Origin of the sequence: Pseudorhodoferax aquiterrae, assembly GCF_014652235.1 — a bacterium.
Lineage (GTDB): Bacteria > Pseudomonadota > Gammaproteobacteria > Burkholderiales > Burkholderiaceae_C > Pseudorhodoferax > Pseudorhodoferax aquiterrae.
The window spans coordinates 47,893-68,951 of record NZ_BMYK01000004.1 but is presented as its reverse complement, the minus strand read 5'-3'; the positions used below and the strand labels follow the sequence as shown (position 1 = coordinate 68,951).

19 protein-coding genes are annotated in these 21,059 nt (G+C 70.7%); 10 read left to right on the top strand and 9 right to left on the bottom strand.

Going from position 1 to position 21,059, the window contains the following annotated elements; translation table 11 throughout:
• The first annotated feature begins 144 nt into the window (after nt 1-144).
• The 7 genes from IE209_RS08245 (at nt 145) to IE209_RS08215 (ending at nt 8,612) form a co-directional block, all read left to right on the top strand.
• The gene (locus IE209_RS08245; RefSeq protein WP_189686486.1) at nt 145-1,743 is read left to right on the top strand and encodes an ABC transporter substrate-binding protein; all 1,599 of its coding nucleotides are present in this window, start codon (nt 145-147) and stop codon (nt 1,741-1,743) included.
• Nucleotides 1,744-2,032: 289 nt separating this feature from the next.
• Complete coding sequence (locus IE209_RS08240; protein ID WP_373305304.1) at nt 2,033-3,010, top strand: ABC transporter permease; 978 nt, start codon at nt 2,033-2,035, stop codon at nt 3,008-3,010.
• 10 nt (nt 3,011-3,020) lie between these two features.
• Nucleotides 3,021-3,926: an ABC transporter permease gene (locus IE209_RS08235; protein ID WP_189686485.1), complete on the top strand. Its 906-nt coding sequence runs from the start codon at nt 3,021-3,023 to the stop codon at nt 3,924-3,926.
• The gene (locus IE209_RS08230) at nt 3,926-4,948 is read left to right on the top strand and encodes an ABC transporter ATP-binding protein (protein ID WP_189686484.1); all 1,023 of its coding nucleotides are present in this window, start codon (nt 3,926-3,928) and stop codon (nt 4,946-4,948) included. The genes IE209_RS08235 and IE209_RS08230 overlap by 1 nt, the downstream gene beginning before the upstream one ends.
• Entirely contained in the window at nt 4,945-5,973 is a 1,029-nt protein-coding gene (locus tag IE209_RS08225; RefSeq protein ID WP_189686483.1) for an ABC transporter ATP-binding protein, read from the top strand. Before IE209_RS08230 ends, IE209_RS08225 begins: the two co-directional genes overlap by 4 nt.
• A gap of 15 nt (nt 5,974-5,988) precedes the next feature.
• Nucleotides 5,989-7,656, top strand: coding sequence for an amidohydrolase (locus IE209_RS08220; RefSeq protein WP_189686482.1), 1,668 nt, complete (start codon nt 5,989-5,991; stop codon nt 7,654-7,656).
• Complete coding sequence (locus IE209_RS08215; protein ID WP_229882744.1) at nt 7,653-8,612, top strand: CobW family GTP-binding protein; 960 nt, start codon at nt 7,653-7,655, stop codon at nt 8,610-8,612. The genes IE209_RS08220 and IE209_RS08215 overlap by 4 nt, the downstream gene beginning before the upstream one ends.
• Before the next feature lie 135 nt (nt 8,613-8,747).
• Here the strand turns inward: IE209_RS08215 and IE209_RS08210 are convergent, their stop codons facing one another.
• The 4 genes from IE209_RS08210 to IE209_RS08195 all read right to left on the bottom strand — a co-directional run bounded on the left by IE209_RS08210 (nt 8,748) and on the right by IE209_RS08195 (nt 13,694).
• Nucleotides 8,748-10,475: an alkaline phosphatase D family protein gene (locus tag IE209_RS08210; RefSeq protein WP_189686481.1), complete on the bottom strand. Its 1,728-nt coding sequence runs from the start codon at nt 10,473-10,475 to the stop codon at nt 8,748-8,750.
• A 158-nt stretch (nt 10,476-10,633) separates the two neighbouring features.
• A complete protein-coding gene (locus IE209_RS08205; RefSeq protein ID WP_189686480.1) occupies nt 10,634-11,497 on the bottom strand; it encodes an HpcH/HpaI aldolase/citrate lyase family protein in 864 nt (287 codons plus the stop codon).
• Nucleotides 11,488-12,705 (bottom strand): CaiB/BaiF CoA transferase family protein, encoded by a 1,218-nt coding sequence (locus tag IE209_RS08200; protein WP_189686479.1) that lies wholly within the window; start codon nt 12,703-12,705, stop codon nt 11,488-11,490. Before IE209_RS08200 ends, IE209_RS08205 begins: the two co-directional genes overlap by 10 nt.
• Nucleotides 12,705-13,694 carry a tripartite tricarboxylate transporter substrate binding protein gene (locus IE209_RS08195; RefSeq protein ID WP_189686478.1) on the bottom strand — a complete coding sequence of 330 codons (990 nt, stop codon included), beginning with the start codon at nt 13,692-13,694 and terminating at the stop codon, nt 12,705-12,707. Before IE209_RS08195 ends, IE209_RS08200 begins: the two co-directional genes overlap by 1 nt.
• 136 nt (nt 13,695-13,830) lie before the next feature.
• Between IE209_RS08195 and IE209_RS08190 the strand changes: the two genes are divergently transcribed.
• The 3 genes from IE209_RS08190 to IE209_RS08180 all read left to right on the top strand — a co-directional run bounded on the left by IE209_RS08190 (nt 13,831) and on the right by IE209_RS08180 (nt 16,230).
• Nucleotides 13,831-14,268, top strand: a complete 438-nt coding sequence (locus tag IE209_RS08190) for a MarR family winged helix-turn-helix transcriptional regulator (RefSeq protein WP_189686477.1) — start codon at nt 13,831-13,833, stop codon at nt 14,266-14,268.
• A gap of 346 nt (nt 14,269-14,614) precedes the next feature.
• Nucleotides 14,615-15,892, top strand: coding sequence for a PQQ-dependent sugar dehydrogenase (locus IE209_RS08185; protein WP_189686476.1), 1,278 nt, complete (start codon nt 14,615-14,617; stop codon nt 15,890-15,892).
• Nucleotides 15,893-15,918: 26 nt separating this feature from the next.
• Nucleotides 15,919-16,230, top strand: coding sequence for a c-type cytochrome (locus IE209_RS08180; protein ID WP_189686475.1), 312 nt, complete (start codon nt 15,919-15,921; stop codon nt 16,228-16,230).
• Nucleotides 16,231-16,276: 46 nt separating this feature from the next.
• On the opposite strand, the gene IE209_RS08175 is transcribed toward IE209_RS08180, so the two are convergent.
• From IE209_RS08175 to IE209_RS08155, 5 genes are all read right to left on the bottom strand, one after another.
• Nucleotides 16,277-17,521 carry a pyridoxal phosphate-dependent decarboxylase family protein gene (locus IE209_RS08175; protein ID WP_189686474.1) on the bottom strand — a complete coding sequence of 415 codons (1,245 nt, stop codon included), beginning with the start codon at nt 17,519-17,521 and terminating at the stop codon, nt 16,277-16,279.
• A gap of 5 nt (nt 17,522-17,526) precedes the next feature.
• On the bottom strand, nt 17,527-18,327 hold the full coding sequence (locus tag IE209_RS08170) for an ABC transporter permease (protein WP_189686473.1): 801 nt from the start codon (nt 18,325-18,327) through the stop codon (nt 17,527-17,529).
• Nucleotides 18,324-19,127, bottom strand: a complete 804-nt coding sequence (locus tag IE209_RS08165; RefSeq protein WP_189686472.1) for an ABC transporter ATP-binding protein — start codon at nt 19,125-19,127, stop codon at nt 18,324-18,326. The genes IE209_RS08170 and IE209_RS08165 overlap by 4 nt, the downstream gene beginning before the upstream one ends.
• Nucleotides 19,124-20,155 carry a taurine ABC transporter substrate-binding protein gene (locus tag IE209_RS08160; protein WP_189686471.1) on the bottom strand — a complete coding sequence of 344 codons (1,032 nt, stop codon included), beginning with the start codon at nt 20,153-20,155 and terminating at the stop codon, nt 19,124-19,126. The genes IE209_RS08165 and IE209_RS08160 overlap by 4 nt, the downstream gene beginning before the upstream one ends.
• A gap of 114 nt (nt 20,156-20,269) precedes the next feature.
• On the bottom strand, nt 20,270-20,986 hold the full coding sequence (locus IE209_RS08155; protein ID WP_189686470.1) for a GntR family transcriptional regulator: 717 nt from the start codon (nt 20,984-20,986) through the stop codon (nt 20,270-20,272).
• Nucleotides 20,987-21,059 lie beyond the last annotated feature (73 nt).

Below are 21,059 nucleotides of genomic sequence, written 5' to 3'. Positions count from 1 at the left end.
CACAGCGAAGGTGCGTGGCAGGGAAAACACTGCCCCTCTGGCACCAGCAGTTCATCGCCTGTGGCATGCGTGCTTGGTGTGCTTCCTGCGTATCGTTGGCGCAAGGCCGCGATGGGCGTGGCCAACCGACCAGAGGAGTTCCGCATGCGTTCGTTTTCCCTGCGCCGCCGCGCCCTCGGCAGCATCGCTCTCGCCGCCGCAGCGCTGGCCGCGGCGGCCTTGCCGGCCCAGGCCCAGGAGCAGCCCAAGAAGGGCGGCACGCTGGTGGTGGGCAGCACCCAGGTGCCACGCCACCTCAATGGTGCGGTGCAGTCCGGCATCGCCACGGCCATGCCCTCCACGCAGCTGTTCGCCAGCCCCCTGCGCTACGACGACAAGTGGCAGCCCCAGCCCTACCTGGCCGAATCGTGGAAGCTGGCGGAGGACGGCAAGTCGCTCACGCTGAACCTGCGCAAGAACGCCGTGTTCCACGACGGCAAGCCCATCACCTCGGAAGACGTGGCCTTCTCCATCATGGCCGTCAAGGCCAACCACCCGTTCCAGACCATGCTGGCGCCGGTGGAGAAGGTCGAGACGCCGGACCCGTACACGGCCATCATCCGCATGAGCCAGCCGCACCCGGCGATCCTGCTGGCGATGAGCCCGGCGCTCGCGCCCATCCTGCCCAAGCACGTGTACGGCGACGGCACCGACCTCAAGGCCCACCCGCGCAACACGGCCGACGTCGTGGGCTCCGGGCCGTTCAAGCTGGTCGAGTTCCGCGCCGGCCAGCGCATCGTGATGGAGCGCTTCGACAAGTTCTTCCTGCCCGGCAAGCCCTACCTGGACAAGGTCATCATGAACATCGTGCCCGACACCTCCAGCCTGCTGCTGGGGCTGGAGCGCGGCGACATCCAGATGGTGCCCTACGTGGCCGTCTCCATCGATCTCAAGCGGCTGCAGAACAACCCCAACATCGCGCTCACGAACAAGGGTTTCGAGGGCATCGGCGCCATCAACTGGCTGGCCATCAACACCGCCAAGAAGCCGCTGGACGACGTGCGCGTGCGCAAGGCCATCGCCTATGCCATCGACAAGAACTTCATCACCAAGGCCTTGATGGGCGGCTTCGCCGCGCCGGCCGACGGCCCCCTCGTGGCCAGCAGCCCGTTCGCGGTGGCCGACCTCGTGCGCTATCCGGTGGACCTCAAGAAGGCCGCCGCGCTGCTGGACGAGGCCGGCCTCAAGGCGGGCGGCAACGGCGAGCGCTTCAAGATCAGCATCGACTACCTGCCCGGCGTGGACGAGCAGCAGAAGAACGTCGCCGAGTATGTGCGCGCCCAGCTCAAGAAGATCGGTGTGACGGTGGAGGTGCGCGCCTCGGCCGACTTCCCGGCCTGGGCCAAGCGGCTGGCCACGCACGACTTCGACCTGTCCATGGACACAGTGTTCAACTGGGGCGACCCGGTGATCGGCGTGCACCGCACCTACCTGTCCACCAACATCAAGCCGGTGGTCTGGACCAACACCCAGTCGTACAAGAACGCACAGGTCGACGAGCTGCTCAACACGGCCGGCGGCATCATGGACGAGACCAAACGCAAGGCCTACTACGCCACCTTCCAGAAGATCGTGACGGACGAGGTGCCCATCGTCTTCATCAACAACTCGCCCTACTACACGGCCACGCGCAAGAACGTGGGCAACGTGCCGACCACGATCTGGGGACCCGCGGCCCCGTACGACGAGGTCTTCCTGAAGTAAGCGGACGGCGCCAGCCTTGTGCCGACATGCGCCTGGCCGGTCCATTGCAGCACGCGCAGGCCGCTGTTCGCCACGCGGGCGGCATCGCGCGACGGCGGCCTCTGCGCCGGCGGGACCGGGTGCCCGGACATGCCGCCGACGCGGGTGCTCCTGCCCGCGCTCGCGTGCACCGCGTCAGCCGACGGCGTGCCGCTTGCGCATGCAGCGCATGGGCGAAGTCCCGGTTCAAACGGCCTGCACACACTGCCCCTACTGGCCCCTCCCTCCACCCACCCACCCCTTCGATGACATGAACATGCTGCGTGCTCTTGCAACCCGCCTGCTCCAGGGCTTCCTGCTGGTGCTGGCCGTGGTGGTGCTGAACTTCATGCTGGTGCATGCCGCACCCGGCGATCCGGTCGAGACCATCGCCGGCGCCAGCGGCGGCATGAGCCCCGAACTCATGGCCCAGCTGCGTACCCAGTACGGCCTGGACCGCTCGCTGCCTGCACAGCTGGGCATCTACCTGGGACGCGTGCTGGGCGGCGACCTGGGCTACTCGTACTTCTTCAACCTGCCGGTGGCGCAGATGATCTTCGAGCGCGTGCCCGCCACGCTGCTGCTGGTGGTCTCGGCCGTGCTGCTGGCCTTTCTGGCCGGTACGCTGCTGGGCGTGCTGTCGGCGCGCCGGCCCAACGGCCTGCTGTCGCAGTGCATCACGGTGCTCTCGCTGGTGGGCTTCGCCGCACCGGTGTTCTGGACCGGCATGATGCTGGTGCTGCTGTTCGCGTCCTGGCTGCCCATCCTGCCCGTGGCCGGCATGCGCTCGGCCGACTCGGTCGGCGCCAGCGGCCTGGCCGACGTGCTGGACGTGCTGCACCACCTGGTGCTGCCCACCGTCACGCTGGCCCTGGTCTACCTCGCGCAGTACAGCCGGCTGGCGCGCTCGTCCATGCTGGACGTGCTGGGCTCGGACTACATCCGCACCGCGCGCGCCAAGGGCCTCGCAGACCACGTGGTGCTCTACAAGCACGCGCTGCGCAACGCGCTGCTGCCGGTGGTCACCATGCTGGGCCTGCAGTTCGGCAACGTGATGGCCGGCGCCATCATCGTGGAGACGGTCTTCAACTGGCCCGGCCTGGGCCGCCTGGCCTTCGACTCGGTGCTGCGGCGCGACTACCCGACCATCCTCGGCGTGCTGCTGTTCTCCTCCATCGTGGTGGTGGTCATGAACCTGCTCACCGACCTCGCCTACCGCCTCATCGACCCCCGCATCAAGACCGCTTGAAGGCACGACCATGAGCACCACCGCCCCACCCGTCTCCCCGCTGCCCGCCGCACGGCCGGCCACGGCCGTCCAGGCAGAACACCCGGCGCGCGAAGCGCTGCGCATGTTCCTGCGCAATCCCGCGGCCATCGCCGGCCTGGTCATGCTGGCCGCCGTGCTGCTCGTGGCCATCGCAGGCCCCTGGGTCTACCCGGCCGACCCCTTCGAGATCCGCACCATGCCGCTGACGCCGCCCTTCAGCGAGGAGGCCTGGCTGGGCAGCGACCAGCTCGGCCGCGACGTGCTGACCGGCATCGTCTACGGCGGCCGCGCCACGCTGCTGGTGGGCGCCTTCGCAGCACTGCTGTCGGTGGCCATCGGCGTCTCGCTGGGCGCGCTGGCAGGCTACTACGGCGGCCGCGTGGACGCGCTGCTGATGCGCGTGACCGAGTTCTTCCAGGTCCTGCCGGCGCTGCTGTTCGCGATGGTGGTGGTCACGCTGTTCTCGCCCTCGCTCGTCACGGTCACGCTGGCCATCGGCATCGTGAGCTGGCCCGGCACGGCGCGGCTCGCGCGGGCCGAGTTCCTCAAGACCAAGAGCCTGGAATTCGTGCGCGCCGAGCGTGCCATCGGCGCGCGCGACGCCCGCATCATCTGGAAGGTGATCCTGCCCAACGCTCTGCCCTCGCTGGTGGTGTCGGCCACGCTGGCCGTGGGCGCCGCGATCCTGTTCGAGGCCGGCCTGTCCTTCCTGGGCCTGGGCGACCCGAACCAGATGAGCTGGGGTCTCATGATCGGCTCGGCGCGCCAGTACGTGCTGTCGTGCTGGTGGGCCGTGGCCTTCCCGGGCGCCGCGATCTTCGTCACGGTGCTGGCCGTCAGCCTGATCGGCGACGGCCTCAACGATGCGCTCAACCCCAAACTCCGGGAGCGGTGATGGAAAAGCCACTGTTGCAGGTGAAAGACCTGCGCGTCACCTTCAACAGCCGCCGCGGCGAAGCCATGGTGCTCAACGGCGTGGACTTCGGCATCCGCGCCGGCGAGACGCTCTGCGTGGTCGGCGAATCGGGCTGCGGCAAGAGCATGACGGCGCTGGCGCTGCTGCGGCTGATCCCCTCGCCGCCGGGTCGCATCACGGGCGGCCAGGTGCTGTTCCAGGGCGAGGACCTGCTGGCCGCCGACGATGCCCGCATGCGCGAAGTGCGCGGCAACCGCATCTCCATGATCTTCCAGGAGCCCATGACCTCGCTGAACCCGGTGTTCACCGTGGGCGAGCAGATCGGCGAATCGCTGCGGCTGCATGCGGGCCTGGAGCCGGCGGCCGCGCAGGCCCGCGCGGTGGAGATGCTCAAGCAGGTCGGCATCCCGGCGCCCGAGCGGCGCGTGCACGAGTACCCGCACCAGATGTCCGGCGGCATGCGCCAGCGCGTGATGATCGCCATGGCGCTGGCCTGCCGGCCCGACATCCTGATCGCCGACGAGCCCACCACCGCGCTGGACGTGACCGTACAGGCCCAGATCTTCGATCTGCTGCGCGAGCTGCAGCGCGACAAGGGCACGGCCATCCTGATGATCACGCACGACATGGGCGCGGTGGCCGAGATGGCCGACCGCGTGATGGTCATGTACGCCGGCCGCGTGATCGAGCAGGGCAGCTGCGAACAGGTGCTGTCCGCGCCGGCCCACCCCTACACGCGCGGCCTGATCGCCTGCCTGCCGGAGCTGGGCAGCAGCCAGGAGGCCACGCGCGAGGACCTGCCCGAGATCCCGGGCGTGGTGCCCTCGATCTGGGAGCTGGGCAGCGGCTGCGCCTTCCGCGCGCGCTGCCGCGAGGCCTTGCCGCGCTGCGCGAGCGAGGTGCCGCCGCTGGTGGCGCTGGAGGGCCAGGGCCATGGCGTGGCCTGCTGGCTGCACAGCCAGGCCCCCAAGCTGCGGGCCCGTACCGAGGAGCTGGCATGAACGCGCGCACCGAAGACACCCTGCTGCAGGTGGACGACCTGCAGGTGCATTTCCCGCGGCCGCGCAGCGGCATGTTCCAGCCGCCCGAGGTGGTCAAGGCCGTCGACGGCGTGTCCTTCAGCGTGCGCCGCGGCAGCACGCTGGCCGTGGTCGGCGAATCGGGCTCGGGCAAGACCACCACGGCGCTGGCCGTGATGCGGCTGGCGCCCGTGACGGCGGGCCGCCTGCGGCTGGGCGACACCGACCTGGCCGCACTGTCCGGCGAGGCCCTGCGCCAGGCGCGCCGGCGCATGCAGATCGTGTTCCAGGACCCGTTCTCCTCGCTGAACCCGCGCCAGCGCGCCGGCGCCGCCGTGCGCGCGCCGCTGGACCTCATGCAGGTCGGCACGCCCAGCGAGCGCGAGGCGCGCGTGGCCGAGCTGTTCACCCAGGTCGGGCTGCGGCCCGAGCAACAGCACCTGTTCCCGCACCAGTTCTCGGGCGGGCAGCGCCAGCGCATCAACATCGCGCGCGCGCTGGCCACCAACCCCGAGCTGGTGGTTTGCGACGAACCCGTGTCGGCCCTGGACATCGCCATCCGTGCGCAGATCCTGAACCTGCTGGCCAGGCTGCAGAAGGAGCTGGGCCTGACCTTCTTGTTCATCTCGCACGACATGGCCGTGGTCGAACACATCTGCGACGACATCGCCGTGATGTACCTGGGCCAGATCGTGGAACGCGCACCGCGCAAGACCTTCTTCGCCCAGCCGCTGCACCCCTACAGCGTGGCGCTGATGTCGGCCGTGCCCACGGTGGGTGGCGGGCGCCAGCGCGCCGCGCAGCGCATCAAGCTCACGGGCGATCCACCGAGCCCGATCAACCCGCCGCCGGGCTGCCGCTTCGCCGGCCGCTGCCCGGTGGCCGTGCCGGCCTGCGCGGCCGAGCTGCCGCCGCTGCGCGAGGCCGCGCCGGGCCACTGGGTGCGCTGCATCCGCGTCGAGAACCATGGCGGCTCGCCCGTCGCACCGCTGGCCATGCCAGCCTGAAAGCCCCTCCACCGCATGACCACGACCACCGTCTACCGCGCCCGCAAGATCATCACGCTCGAAGCCGGCCAACCCGAAGCCACCCACGTGGCCGTGCGCGAGGGCCGCATCCTGGCCGTCGGCGACCTGGAACGCTGCGCCGCCTGGGGCCCCTACGAACTGGACGAACGCTTCGCCGACAAGGTGCTGATGCCCGGGCTGGTCGAAGGCCACTGCCACCTCAAGGAAGGCAGCATGTGGGAGTGGACGTACACGGGCTGGTTCGACCGGCGCGACCCCGACGGCCAGGTCTGGCCGGGCCTGCGCTCGATGGACGCCGTGGTCGCGCGCCTGGCCGAGGTCTCGGCGCGCATGGACGCCGCGGGCCAGGGCGCTGGCGCGCCGCTGATCGCCTGGGGCTTTGACCCGATTTACTTCGGCGGCGAGCGCATGACGGTGGAACACCTGGACCGCGCCAGCACCACGCGGCCCATCATCATCGCGCACGCCAACGGCCACCTCATGAACGTGAACACGGCCATGCTGCGCATCGCCGAGATCACGCGCGACAACGAGGTCGAAGGCGTGGTCAAGTTCGCGGCCGGCCATGCCCGGGCCGGCGAGCCCACGGGCGAACTGCAGGAACCGGCCGCCATGTTCCTGGTGCTGCGCAAGATCGGCAATGCCGGCCTGCTGGCGCCCATGACCGAGGCCGGCGTGCGCTCGTTCGCGCGGCTGGCCTGCCGCCAGGGCGTGACCACCGCCACCGACCTCGTCAACAAGCTGGGCGAGGACGATGTGCGCGTGCTCGAGGCGGCGCTGGCCGACGACGCCGTCTCCATCCGCATCCTGCCGGCCTTCCAGGCCTTCCACGGCACGCACGCGGCCCAGGCCGGCGCCGAGCATGTGAAGGCGCTGATGGCGCGCAACACCGACCGGCTGCGCTACGGCCTCGTCAAGATGATGCTGGACGGCTCGATCCAGGGCTTCTCCGCCCGGCTGCGCTGGCCCGGCCACTTCAACGGCGCGCCCAACGGCATCTGGGTCATGGCGCCGGCGCAGTACGAGGCCGATTTCGAGACCTACCACCGCGCCGGTCTCCTAGTGCACACCCACACCAACGGCGACGAGGCCAGCGAGGCGGCGATCGACGCCATCGGCCGCGTGCTGGCGCGCGCGCCACGGCCCGACCACCGCCACACGCTGCAGCACGGCCAGATGATCGACGCGCCGCTGTTCCGCCGCATGGCCGCGCTGGGCCTCGCGGCCAACCTGTTCGCCAACCACCTGTGGTACTGGGGCGACCAGCACTACGAGATGACCATGGGCCCAGACCGCGCCATGCGGCTGGACGCCTGCGCAAGTGCACTGGCCGCCGGCGTGCCGCTGGCCATCCATTCGGACGCACCGGTCACGCCGCTGGGGCCGCTGTTCACGGCCTGGTGCGCGGTCAACCGCGTCACGCCCAAGGGCCGCGTGCTCGGCGAGGCCGAGCGGCTGACGGTGCCGCAGGCGCTGCACGCCATCACGCTGGGGCCGGCCTACACGCTCAGGCTGGACCACGAGATCGGCTCCATCGCCTGCGGCAAGCGTGCCGACTTCTGCGTGCTGGAGGACGACCCGCTCACGGTCGATCCCATGGCGCTCAAGGACATCCGCGTCTGGGGCACGGTGCTGTCCGGCCGGGTGTTCGAGGCCAAGTGAGCGCCGTCCCACGCCTGCCGCTCACGGTGCTGGGCGGCTTCCTGGGCGCCGGCAAGACCACGCTGCTGAACCATTGGCTGCGCCATGCCGGTGGCCAGCGGCTGGCCGTGCTGGTCAACGACTTCGGCGCGCTGAACCTGGATGTGGAACTGGTGCAGGCCAACAGCGGCGACACCGTGGCCCTGACCAACGGCTGCGTGTGCTGCCAGATCGGCGACGACCTGTCGATGGCGCTGCTCCAGGTGCTGGAGCGGCGGCAGGACTTCGACGCCGTGGTGGTGGAGGCCAGTGGCGTCTCCGACCCCTGGCGCATCGCCCAGCTCGGCCATGCCGATCCGGCGCTGGTGCTGGACGGCGTGGTGGTGCTGGTGGACGCCAGTGCCGTGCTGGCGCAGGCGGCCGATCCGCTGCTGGCCGACACGCTGGCGCGGCAGGTGGCCCGCGCCGACCTGCTGGTCCTCAACAAGACGGACCTCGTGGACGCGGAACAGCTGGCCCGCGTGCATGCCTGGGCCGATGCGCACGCCGCCGGTGCATGCCGCTGCGAGGCCGTGCAGGCCGAAGTGCCCACCGCGCTGCTGAGCGGCGCCGCGCTGCTGCGCCAGGCGGCGGCTGCACCGCGCCGCGATGCACGGCTGCAGATGGCGCCGCCGCACCATGGCCGGCAGTACGCGACCTGGTCGGCGCAGCCGCAGGCCGCGCTGTCCGAGACGGCGCTGACCAACTGGCTCGCGAACGTCCCGGCCGGCGTGCTGCGTCTCAAGGGCATCGTGCGCACGGGCCCCACCCAGTGGTGCGAGCTCCAGTTCGCCGGGCGCACCGCACGCGTGCGTCCGGCCGCGGCGCCCACGGGCGGCGCCAAGGTGGTGGCCATCGGCCTGCAGGGGCGGCTGCCGGTGGCCGCGCTCGATGCGCTGGTGCAACCCGAGTGGCCGGCACAGGGCGCCGGTGCCTGAGAAGCTGCACGGCGCGTCCCCACGTCCGCGCGATCCCTCCGAACGCTGGACGCGCACGGCCCTGATCCAGACACGTCGACGGTGTGGCGCTTCGAGTCCAACGGCCGGCCGCGCGAGCCGCCCGTTCACACGTGCTCAGGCGTCGAGGATTCTGCGGTTGCCGGCACCCGGCAAGGTTCGCAGCGTCTTCACCGTCCTGCTCTGGTAGTCGCGACTCCAGACGGTATCGACCTGCACCCACTCGCCACGCGCCTCATCCGGCGTCAAGGTCAGCACGACATAGCCGCGCTGGCTGAGTTCGGCGTAGCGCAGGTCGGGAATCATGTCGGCAAAGCCGTCCTCCAGCACGGCGCTGGAGATCAGGGGGAGCGCGCGTTCGAACCCCGGGGAGCTGACCGAAGCGGTAGCGAACTCCACGCCCACGGTCAGACCGGCTGCATCGGTCAGATCGCTGGCCCACGCGTTGTGGGTGTCGCCTGCCAGGGAGATGAGGTTCTTGTTCGCATCGCGGGCGACCGCCAGCACCGACTCGCGCGCTGCCGGATAGCCATCCCAGGCGTCCAGGTTGTAGGGCGCGCGCCGTTGGTTCACCAAGGCGCGCTGCGCATCGCTGCGCAGCTCCTCCGGCGTCGCCTTGGCCAGTGTGTACTCCGCCAGCGTCTCGAGCGTCAGCGACGAAGCGACGGACAGCGGAATCTCCATGCGCGCCATCAGCACCTGCTGGCCGAGCACCTGCCACGTCGCGTGGGAGGCCGTCATCTGTGCTGTCAGCCACGCCGACTGTTCCGTGCCCAACAACTGCCGCCCGGGCCCCAGTCCCTGGCCTTCGAGGTATGCGGGCAAGGCGAGCTGTTCGTCGCGCCCGATCAGCCGCGTGTCCAGCATGTGCAGCGACGCGAGACTGCCGAAGTCGAAGCTGCGGTAGATCTTCAGTGGATTGGCGGCATCGGGCACGCGGACCGGCAGCCATTCCTGCCAGGCCTGCACCGCGGCCGCACGGCGCTCGGCAAAGCTTCCCTCCGAGGCACTGTCGTGGTTGGCCGCACCGCCGGACCAAGCGTTGTCCGCAACGTCGTGGTCGTCCCAGACGGCAATGAGCGGCACCACCGCATGCAGCGCGCGCAGGTCCGGGTCGGACTTGTACTGCGCATGCCGCTGCCGGTAGTCCGACAGTGTCAGGATCTCCTGCCGGGGGCTGGATTCCCGGTCGATCACGAAAGCGGTCTGCGATGCATAGCCCAGCAGTCCGTACTCGTAGATGTAGTCGCCCAGGTGCAAAGCGACATCGATGTCGCCACGTTCTGCCACGTCGGCGTACACGTTGAAGTACCCAGCGGGAAAGTTGGCGCACGACAGCACGGCCAGCTTGACCTGCGCAACATCTCCGGCGGGCAGCGTCTTCGTCCGGCCGGTGGGCGAGCGCTCTTCGCCATACAGGAAGCGATAGAAGTAGGTGCTTGCGGGCTGCAGTCCCGTCACATCCACTTTCACCGTGTAGTCTTGCGCCGGACCGGTGCCGACGGTTCCGCGCCCGACGATGGCGCCGAAGTTCGCGTCGCTCGACATCTCCCAGACCACCGCGAAATTGCCGGGCGCGGCGGGCGTCACGCGGGTCCACAGGATCACGCGATCCACGAGCGGATCTCCGCTGGCCACCCCATGCGCGAAGGCGTCGCTCGGTTCTTGCGGCGGTGGCGGCGTGCCGCCATCGCCGTCCCCGCCGCCACAGGCCGTCAAGCCCCCGGATCCGACCGCCACCGCATACAGCATCGCGCTGCGCATGAAGCGCCGGCGGGAAGGTTCTTTGCCGACACCTTGGCTGGCGGGTGCCGAAGGGGTGCCGTCGAGCGATGAGTGCTTCATGGTTCGTTTTTGTTGTCCTGGCTGCGGGGTGCCGCCGAACGGCTCGGAGGGTTGCCGATGGGAAGGCAACGCGCAGCAGGCGCAAAGGCCGCCTTTGCGTCAGCCGTCTCTGACCCAAAGACCGGGCGGCGCCCTTGCGCGCGGCGGCCAGTACGTCGCTAGCGACCGCCCTGGATTCGGGGCGCCTGCTGCCTTGCCAGCAACCAGCGCCGTGCGCGCTCCACGATCGGGCGGTCGACCATCCGGCCGTCGAGCACGACCGCGCCCAGACCGCGCGCCGCGGCCTCGTGGTCGGCCACCACCACCCGGGCGGCCCAGGCCAGCTCGTCGGCCGTGGGACCGAAGCCGGCATTGGCCACGCCGACCTGGCGGGGATGGATGCACACCGTGCCGGTGAAGCCGACGGCGCGGGCTTGGGCCACCAGGTCCGAAAAGGCGGCCATGTCGTCGATCTCCGCCACGCTGCCCGGCAGGCCCCAACACGGCAGCTGCCAGGCACGGGCGCAGGTGGCGACCTGTTGCGCCGGCCAGAGCAGCGAGCGCGGCTGCGGCGCTACACCCATCTCTGCGGCATAGTCTTCCGCGCCGAAGCCGAGTGCGGCCAGGCCGGGGCCGGCCTGGGCGATGGACGCGGCCTGCACCACGCCAAGCGCCGTCTCGATCAGCGCGACCACCGGCGTGGCGTGGCCGCTCTGCGCAAGCATGGCCACCAGCGCCTGCACCTGCTGCGCCGATTCCACCTTGGGCAGCATCACCGCGTCGATCTGCGCCAGCGGCGCGCTGGCGATGTCCTGCGCCAGCAGCGCGGGCTCGGCATTGACCCGCAGCAGCAACGGCGCCCGGCCCGACAGCGCCGCCACCGCCAGCGTGGCCAGACCGCGCGCCTCCTGCTTGCGCGCGGGCGGCACGGCGTCTTCCAGGTCGATCACCAGCGCGTCGGCACCGCGCTGCGCGGCCCGGGCCAGCAGGTGCTCCGCGGTAGCGGGCAGGAACAGCAGCGAACGCAGCGCACTCAGCTGCACCGTGCCGCCTTGCGCGCCAGCAGCGCCTGCAGTTCGCCCTCGTCCAGGCCCAGCTCCAGCGCCAGCGCGCGGGTGTGCTCGCCCAGGGCCGGCGCCTCGCGCCGGATGCCGCCCGGCGTGCCGGACAGGCGTGGCGTCACCGCGTGCATCACCGTGGCCTGCTCGCCCACCGCGACGTAGCAGCCGCGCGCCGCCACGTGGGCGTCGGCCAGCAGACCGGGTGCGTCGAGCACGGGGCCGACCGTGACCCCCTGGGCGCGGAACAGCGCGAGACAGTCCGGCAGATCGTGCGCGGCGATGAAGCGGGCCACCATCGCGTCGAGCTCCGCATCGTGGCGCAGGCGTGCCGCATTGGTCGCGAAGCGCGGGTCGTCCGCCAGCGCGGCGGCGCCGATGGCCTCCATCACGCGGCGCGCCATCGCGTCCGTGGAGCCGGACAGGGCCACCCAGCCGCCGTCGCGGCAGCGGTAGACCCCGCGCGGCGAGGCGATCTTGCGCGTGGGGTCGGGCGCCTGCCCGGCGTGCGCGTAGCAGCTGACGTCCGGCCCCAGGATGGCCAGCATGGGATCGAGCAGCGACAGGTCGATCACCTGGCCGCGGCCGCCATGCACCTCGACCTCGCGCAGCGCCGCCAGCGTGGCGAACGCGCCCGTCAGGCCGGCGACCATGTCGGCCAGGGCCAGGTTGGGCAGGCGCGGCGTGCCGTTCTCCAGGTGCTTGTGCGCGTAGCCGCTGAAACCCTCGACCAGGCTGCCGAAGCCCGGCAGCTCCCGGTACGGGCCGCTCTGGCCCCAGCCGGAGATGCGCACCACCACCAGGCCGGGATGCGCGGCCTGCAGCAGCGCGGGCGCCAGGCCCATGGCTTCCAGCGTGCCGGGCCGGAAGCTCTCCACCAGCACCTGGGCCGAGGCCAGCAGGCGGCGCAGCAGCGCCATCGCCTGGGCGTCGCGCAGGTCCAGCGCCAGACTGCGCTTGTTGCGCGCGTAGGTGCGCCACCAGGCGTCGAACGGCGCGCCGCCCTGCGGGTCGGGCTCGCACCACTGGCGCAGCGTGTCGCCCTCCAGCGATTCCACCTTGATCACATCGGCGCCGAAGTCGGCCAGCTGCAGCGACAGCATGTTGCCGGCGACCAGGCGCGACAGGTCGACCACGCGCACACCGGCGAGCGGGCCGCGCGCTGTCGGATCGGGGGCGATGCGCTGCGGCATCAATCGGCCTTCAGCGCGAGCTGGCGCACCAGGGCCTGCCAGAGCGGCGCCTCCTGGCGCAGCTGCGCCAGGAAGGCATCGTTGCCGCCGCGCAGCATGCCCGTCTCCATCGCGGCGAAGCGCTGCACCACCTCGGAGTTGCGCAGCGCCGCGTCGACCGCCGCCGCGAGTTTGTCGCCCAGCGCCGGTGGCAACCCCTTGGGCGCGAAGATGCCGCCGATCACGGCGATCGGCTCGCCGGGATAACCGGCCTCGGCCAGCGTGGGAACGTCGGGCAGCGAAGCCTCGCGCTGCCCGCCGGTCACGGCCAGCACCCGCAGCTTGCCCGAGCGCACGTGCGTGAGCGCCGCCGTCAGCGAATCGGTGGCGAACAGCACCTGGCCGCCCATCAGGTCGGTCAGGGCCGCGCCGCTGCCCTTGTAGGGCACGTGCGTGGCCTGCAGGCCGGCGCGGCGCAGGAAGATCTCCGAGCCCAGGTGCGTCATGGTGCCGGTGCCGGCGGACGCATAGGCCGCCGGCTGGCTGCGCAGCTGCGCCACCAGTTCGGCCAGCGTTCTGGGCGCGGCCGGCGTGTTGGCCACGAGGATGGCGAACGGCGCGCGCAACACGGGCGCCACGGCCGCGAAGTCGTCCAGCTGGTAGCGGGCCGCGGCGTTCATGGCCGGCACCACCAGCAGCTGCGCGGTGGAGCTCAGCAGCAGCGTGTAGCCATCGGGCTGCGCGCGGGCCACCGCCTGGTGCGCGATGATGCCGCCGCCTCCGGTGCGGTTGTCCACCACCACCGGCTGGCCCAGCGCCGTGCCCATGTGCTGGGCCAGCAGGCGCGCGACCACGTCGCTGCCGGAGCCCGCGCCCTGGGGCACAACCAGCGTGACGGGCCGGGTCGGCCAGTCCGCCGCCGGCGCCACGGCGGGCAGCGCGAGGACCAGCGTTGACGCCGCCGCGGCGGCCCAGCACCGGAACATGCGCCGGCGGGTTCCACAATACATGCCTGTCTCCAGATGCTCGAATCCTGGAGAGGCTACCACAATGTGTGCTATGGCAACCTTTGACAAAGCAAATAAAAGACCCCGTACCGTTGCCGCGGCGAGCGCCGCTGCGCTGCGTGCGCATGCGCCGGAGCAATTGATCACCTTCCGCGTGTCGGTGCTGTCGCAGCTGCTGTCGCGGCTGGTGGACGTGTCGGTCAAGGATGCCCTGGGCCTGACGAGCCGGCAGTGGCGGGTGCTCGTGAGCCTGAACCGGCTGGGCCCGTCGAGTTCCGGCGACGTGGCGCGCCTATGCAGTTTCGACCACAGCCAGGTCAGCCGCGTGGCCTTCGAGCTGGCCGAGAAGGGGCTGGTCACGCAAGGCAGCGACAGCGCCGACCGGCGCCGCCAGGTGCTGTCGCTGACGCCGGCCAGCCTGGCCCTGCTGCGCCAGGGCGTCCCGGCCTCGCTGGCCCGGCAGGACCGGCTGCGCCAGCGCCTGGGCGAGCAGGACTACGCCGCGTTCTGCCGCGCGCTCGACGCGCTGACGGAGGAGGCGCAGCAGATGCTGGACGAGGCCGGCGGACAGGCCTGAGGCGCCCGGCGCCGCTGCGCCCCGTCGGCGCCCGCTTGACCGGCCGCGCGGCGCGGGCATAGCATCGGCTCCCCTTCCACAGAGGGGACAAGAACGTGTAGACGATCGTTCCGGAGCCCGCAAGGTGGGGGCGCCACCAGCGCAGCTGCGTTGGCACCACCTGCGGGGTCGGGCCCGCCCGTCCAGCCACCGGCTGTGCGGGCAGGCGACTCCTTCGCGCGGGCACCTGGCGCTGGCACAGGCCCACGCGGCGCGCCCACGCTTCGAATGAAAGCCGCGAGCCCCGGCACGGCTGCGGATAGACCGTCCAGACGTTCCAAGAGCAAGACCCGATAGGAGACGTTCCATGAATCGACTGATCTTGGGGGTGCTGACCGGTGTGCTCGCAGCCTGCAGCACGCCTTCCACGGTGAACACGGCGGCGCCGCAGGCCGCCCCACCCACGCTCTCGTACACGCCCATCCTGAACAAACTCGAGAGCCCCTGGGACATGGCCTTCCTGCCGGACGGCACCATGTTCTTCACCGAGAAATGCCACGGCCTGTCGGTGCGCCAGGCCAACGGCAACGTCGTCAAGCTGCTGGGCATGAAGGACGCCAAGGGCTATCCGGCCAGCGCGAACGACCTGTTCTGCGAAGGCCAGGCCGGCATGATGGGCGTGGCCGTCGACCCGAACTTCGCGAGCAACCGCTACCTCTACGTCATGTCGACCTCGAGCATGACGGCGCCTGGCACCAACCGCGTGATGCGGTTCAAGGTCAACAGCGGCGCGACCGCCGTCTCCGAGCGCGTGGACATCGTCACCGACATCCCCTACAAGCCGCGCGCGAGCGACCACCCCTTCGGCGGCCCCGGCGCGCACAACGGCGGACGCATCCGCTTCAGCCCCGGCGACGGCTACCTGTACGTGACCAGCGGCGACACGCACAACGGCGAGGTGCCGCAGAGCCCCACCCGCATCGGCGGCAAGGTGCTGCGCATCGACCGCGACGGCAAGGCCGCGCCCGGCAACGGCGCACCGGCCGGCTTCGATGCGCGGATCTACACCTACGGGCACCGCAACCCGCAGGGCATCGCCTTCCGACCAGGCACCAACCAGCCCTACACGGCCGAGAACGGTCCCTGGCACAGCGACGAGGTGACGGCCCTGGTGCCGGGCGGCAATGCCGGCTGGGACCCGCGGCCCAACATGGCCGGGCGCGGCGCCTGCCCCGACAACTACTGCGGCTACAGCCCCAACCAGATGGGCGCCGTCGATCCCAAGGTGCGGGCCGCCTTCATGCCGATGACGGACACCAAGACCTACCCGAACGCGATGAAGCCGGCCTGGAACAACGACGGCCTGTCGCAGGGCATGTCCTCGGGCACCTTCCTATCCGGCCCGCAATGGAAGAGCTGGGACGGGCGCATGATCGTCAGCCTGACCGGCATCGGCATCCACGGCACACCGGTCGGCAACCGGCTGGACGTGCTGGCCATCGCGGCCGACGGCCTGTCGGCCACCCGCACCACGGTCACGCTGCCCATGCCGGCCGGGCGCTTCCGTTCGCTGGTGCAGGGACCGGATGGCAACCTCTACGTGGCCACGGACGAGGGCGCGATCGCGCGCCTCACGCCGGGCTGATGCCGGGCCGCAGCACACCTGGTGCCATGAAACCGGCCCTCCTGCTCTTCGTCGCGGGCGCACTGTGGTCGGTCGGCCCGGCGGCCCAGGCCAACGACGAGATGTACAAGACCAAGAACTGCTTCGCCTGCCACAGGATCGACAAGAACCATCTGGGGCCGGCGTTCAAGAGCGTCGCGGCCAAGTACGCGGACGACAAGGGCGCCGACGCCAAGCTCGCGCAGAAGATCCGCGAAGGCAGCGGCGGTGTCTGGGGCAGCACGCCGATGCCGCCGCAGACGCAGGTCTCCGACGCCGAGGCGCTCACGCTTGCGCGCTGGATCCTGCAACTGCCCTGATGCCGCACCGGGGCGCGCCGGGCCGGCCGGCCCGGCGCGCTCACGCTCAGTAATGCGCCTGCACGCCCTGGCCGCCGGGGCCCGTGCGCCGCGTCGCGGGGTCGCGAAGCACCTCGGCCAGGTGCGCCAGGTACAGCTCGGCCACGGGCTCATGCGTGAGGTTGAGCATGTGGTGCAGGCCGTCGGGCGCGCGCACATAGCCCATGGTCCAGCCGCGGTCCGTCATGCCCTGGCCCACCGCAGCCATGTCGCGCTCGGGCGAGCCGTAGGCCAGGATGGACAGCTGCGGATCGCCCAGCGTGGGCAGTCCCAGCGCAGCGGCGCCCTGTTGCAGCCGCGCACGCGTGGCGAGCACGCGCTGCGTGATGCGCAGGTAGCCGTCCCGGCCCAGGAAACGCAGCACGGCCCAGGCTGCCGCGATGGCACCACCGGCCCGCGTACCCACCAGCGAGTGCGTGAAGTACTGCCCGCGCGGCCAGCCGTCGAAATGCCAGCCCATGCGCGCGAAGTCCTCCTCGTGCGCGAAGAACAGCGTGGACGCGCCCTTGGCGGTGTAGCCGTACTTGTGCAGGTCGGCCGAGATGCTGGTCACGCCGGGCACGGCGAAGTCGAAGTCGGGCACGCGCGCGCCGAGCTGGCGTGCGAAAGGAATGAAGTAGCCGCCCACGCAGGCGTCCACGTGCATCCACAGGCCGCGGCGCTGCGCCACGGCCGCCAGTTCGGCAATGGGATCGACCACGCCATGCGGGAAGGCTGGCGCGGAGCCGACCAAGAGGATGGTCTGCGGCGTGACGGCCGCCTCCATCGCGGCCGGGTCGGCCAGGAAGCCCTGGCCCAGCGGCACACGCGCCACCTGCAGCTCCATGAAGTGCGCGGCCTTGTCGAAGGCCGGGTGGGCGCTGAGCGGCAGCACGATGGACAAGGGTCCCGTGCGGCCCTGGGCGCGCGCGCGGTCGCGCGCGCACTTGACGGCCAGGAAGATGCTCTCGGTGCCGCCCGTGGTCATGGCGCCGCGCGCGCCGGGACCGCCGTGCAGGAGCGACAAGCCCATGGCCACGACCTCACGCTCGAAGCGCGCCAGGCTGCCGAACGCGCGCGGCCCCAGCCCGTTCTCGGAGAAGTACATCGCATAGGCCTTCTTGGCCACCTGCAGCGCGTCCTCCCCGGCGTAGTGGATGAACATGGGCACGCGGCCGCCGCGCCAGTCCACGTCGCCGCGGCCGGCGTCCAGCAGCTCCTGTTCGAGCTGGTCCCAGGCGATGCCCTGCTGGGGCAGTTCAATGTCGGACATGGGGTTCATCCTTCCCGGCCGCCCCAGTGGACGACCTTGTTCTCGATGGCCCGCGCGAGCAGGTCCAGCCCGTAGCCCAGCACGGCCATGATCAGCGCGCCCACGAGCACCACGTTGGTCAGCAGGAAATCCGCCGCCGACAGCGCCATCCAGGCGATGCCGTCGCTGGTGGCGATCATCTCGGCGCCCACCAGCATGGTCACGCCCAGGCCGATGCTCACGCGCAGCCCGGTGAAGATGCCCGGCAGGCTGGCTGGGAAGATCACGCGGCGGAACACCATGCCGCGCGAAGCCCCCAGCGCCAACGCCGCCTGCACCTTGCGCAGGCCCACGCCCCGCACGGCCTGCATGGCGCTGATGGACAGCACCGGGAACAGCGCCAGCACGATGATCACGACCTTGGACACCTCGCCGATGCCGAACCAGATGATGAGCAGTGGCAGCAGCGCCAGCTTGGGCATGGGCCGCGTGATCTCGATGGGCGGGTCGCACAGGCCCTTCACCGTCTCGTTCATGCCCATCCACAGGCCCAGCGGGATGGCCAGCAGTGCGGCGATGGAAAAGCCCAGGCCGAAACGCATCAGGCTGATGCCCAGGTGGTGGAACAGGCTCTCGCCCTGGTAGCCGTTTCGCAGCAGCGTGACGAAGGTGGTGGCCACCGACTGCGGCGAGGGCAGGAACAGCGGTGCCACCAGCGGCCCGCCGCCCAGGTCGATGGTCAACACCACCCACACCAGCAGCAGCGCGGCGAACGACGCCGTGTTCAGCAGGCGTCCGCGGTTCCTGGCGGAAAGACGGCCGCTCACCGCGCCTCCTCCTGCCGCTGCGCCGTGCGCGCCTCATCGTGCAGCAGGCCGACGATCTCGGCCTTCATGCGCACGAACTCCGCGCTGGTCGCCAGGCCCGGTGCGGTGCTCTGCGCGAAAGTGGGCGCGAAGCGCGCCTTGATGCGGCCCGGCCGCGCCGACATGACGACGATGTCGGTGGCCAGGAACAGCGCCTCCTCGATGCTGTGGGTGATCCACAGCACGGTCTTGCGCGTGTGCAGCCAGATGCGCTTGATTTCCTCCTGCAGCAGTTCCCGCGTCTGCGCGTCCAGCGCGGCGAAGGGCTCGTCCATGAGCAGGATCTCCGGATCGTTGGCCAGCGCCCGGGCGATGCCCACGCGCTGCTGCATGCCGCCCGACAGCTCGTAGGGGTAGCGCCGCGCGAACGCCGCCAGCCCCACCATCTCCAGGAAGCCCATGGCGATGCGCTCAGCCTCGGCGCGCGGTGTTCCGGTGGCCAGCGGACCGAAGGCCACGTTGTCGAGTACGGTCATCCAGGTGAACAGGGCGCCCTGCTGGAACACCACGCCGCGCCGGGCATCGGGGCCGCGCACGGGCAGTCCGTCCATGAGCACCTGGCCCGTGGTCGGCGTGTCGAAGCCCGCGAGCAGGTTCAGCAGCGTGCTCTTGCCGCAGCCCGAGGGGCCGACCAGGCACACGAAGGCGTTGGCCGCGATGTCCAGCGTGATGGGTTCGAGCGCCTGCACCGCGCGCTCGCCCTCGCCGAAGCGCTTGGACACCTGGTCGAAGCGCGCCTTGGGGGCAGCCGCCGCGCTCATGCCATCTTCGCGACGAAGCTCGCGTCCACCAGCCCGGCCCAGTCCTTGGGCATGGCGGCGATCTGGCCCGACTCCTGCAGGAACTGCGCCTGGGTCTGCAGCGTCTTCTCCACGCCTGTGCCCTTCTCACCGGGCCGCCCCATCCATTTGGACGTGACCTGCTCGCGCGCGGGCACCGGGTAGAAGGTGTTGAGCGAACGCATGACGGCCGGCTCGTCCACGCCCAGGAACTTGGTCATGGTGGCGACCACGTCCTTGGGGTCCTGCTTGAAGGCCTGGGCGATCTTCTCGAAGTCCTTGAGGAAGGCCAGCACCAGGTCCGGCGACTGCTGCTTGAACTCGTCGCGCACCAGCAGGCCGTCGAAGATCACCAGGCCGCTCTTGTCGGCCAGGTCGCCTGTCTTGAAGATGATGCGGCCGCCGTCGTCCGTGAGGCGCGGCACGACGGGTACCCAGATGTAGGCCGCGTCGATCTCGCGGCGCTGCCAGGCCGAGGCGATCTGGTCGGCCCGCATGTTGATGAGCCGGACGTCGGCGATGCCGAGCCCGGCGGTCTTGAGCGCCGCGATGGCCGCGAAGTGCACCGAGGTGTTGAAGGGCAGGCCGATCTTCTTGCCGCGCAGTTCCGCCAGCGTGTTGATGCCGGAATTGCCCTGCACCACCATGCATTCGCTGTCGACGATGCTCTTGTAGACGTAGACCATGGAGGCCTTGAGTCCGTTGGCGTAGCCCACCACCATGGGGCTTGAGCCGATGTTGCAGATGTCCAGGCTGCCGCCGGCCATGGCCGAGATCACCTCGGAGCCCGCGCGCACGGTCACGAAGCTGCCCGTGACGCCCGGCCCGAAGGTGCCGGCGATGGCGTCCTTGGCACGGATGTAGTTCTGCGCGTCGATGGAGCCGAAGGTGCCCAGCCGCACCTGGCGGGCCTGGGCCCGGGCCGCCGTGCCCACCAGGCCGGCGGACGAGGCGATGAACATCTGGGCAGCGGCGCGCTGGAACTCGCGGCGGGACAACAGGAACTGCATGCGGCGACCTCTTTGGATGGCGTGGGCGGAGCACGCAGCCGGAACCGTTCCGGCTGCGCAGGCCGGACAGTAGGTCAAGCAGAATATATTGTCAAACAGCCAGAGGCTGCAGAATCATGGATCCAGCAGGCGCACGAGGAAGCTCGACCCGTGCACCAGATCGTCGCGCACCGCCTTGGCCAGGGCTTCTGCATCCCGGCGGTGCAGCGCCTCCATGGCGGCCAAGTGGTTCTCGTGCCCTGTAAGGCTGCCGCAATAGCGCGGGAACAGCAGGTTCAGCGTGGGACCCACGCGGCGCCACAGCACCTCGATGAAGCCGACCAGGATGGTCTGCTGGGATGCTCGATATATTGAAAGGTGAAAGTCCGTGTTCTCAGCCAGCGTGCGGCGCGCGTCACCCGCGCGGATGGCTGCCACATGCTGGACCACTACCTGCTCGAGCCGGCGGATCTCCTCGTGGGCAATGCGCGTGGCCGCCTCGCGCGCTGCCAGAGGCTCCAGTTCCATGCGGATCTTGAGGATCTCGCGGTAGGTCTCCACGTCCAGCCGCGGCACACGGATCACGCGGCCCCCCACGACCTCCAGGCCACGCTCGGCCACCAGGCGCTGCACCGCCTCGCGCACAGGCGTGAGGCTGACGCCGTAGCGCTCGGCCACGCCGCGCACGGTCAGCACCTGCTCGGGCAGCAATGCGCCGCTCATGAGCTCGTGGTGCAGCCGCTGGTAGGCCAGGTCGGCCAGCGTGTGGCCGCGCGGCAGCGCTTCGGCGTCGAGGTCGGCTTCCTCGGTTTCGGCGGGGCGGCGGGCGCGCTCGCGGGTGGGGGCGGTCATGGGGTGGGCGTTCAGGCAAGAGCACCGGTGCGTGCGCCCCGGCAGCGGCTGAATATACTCCGCACCCCTCGCC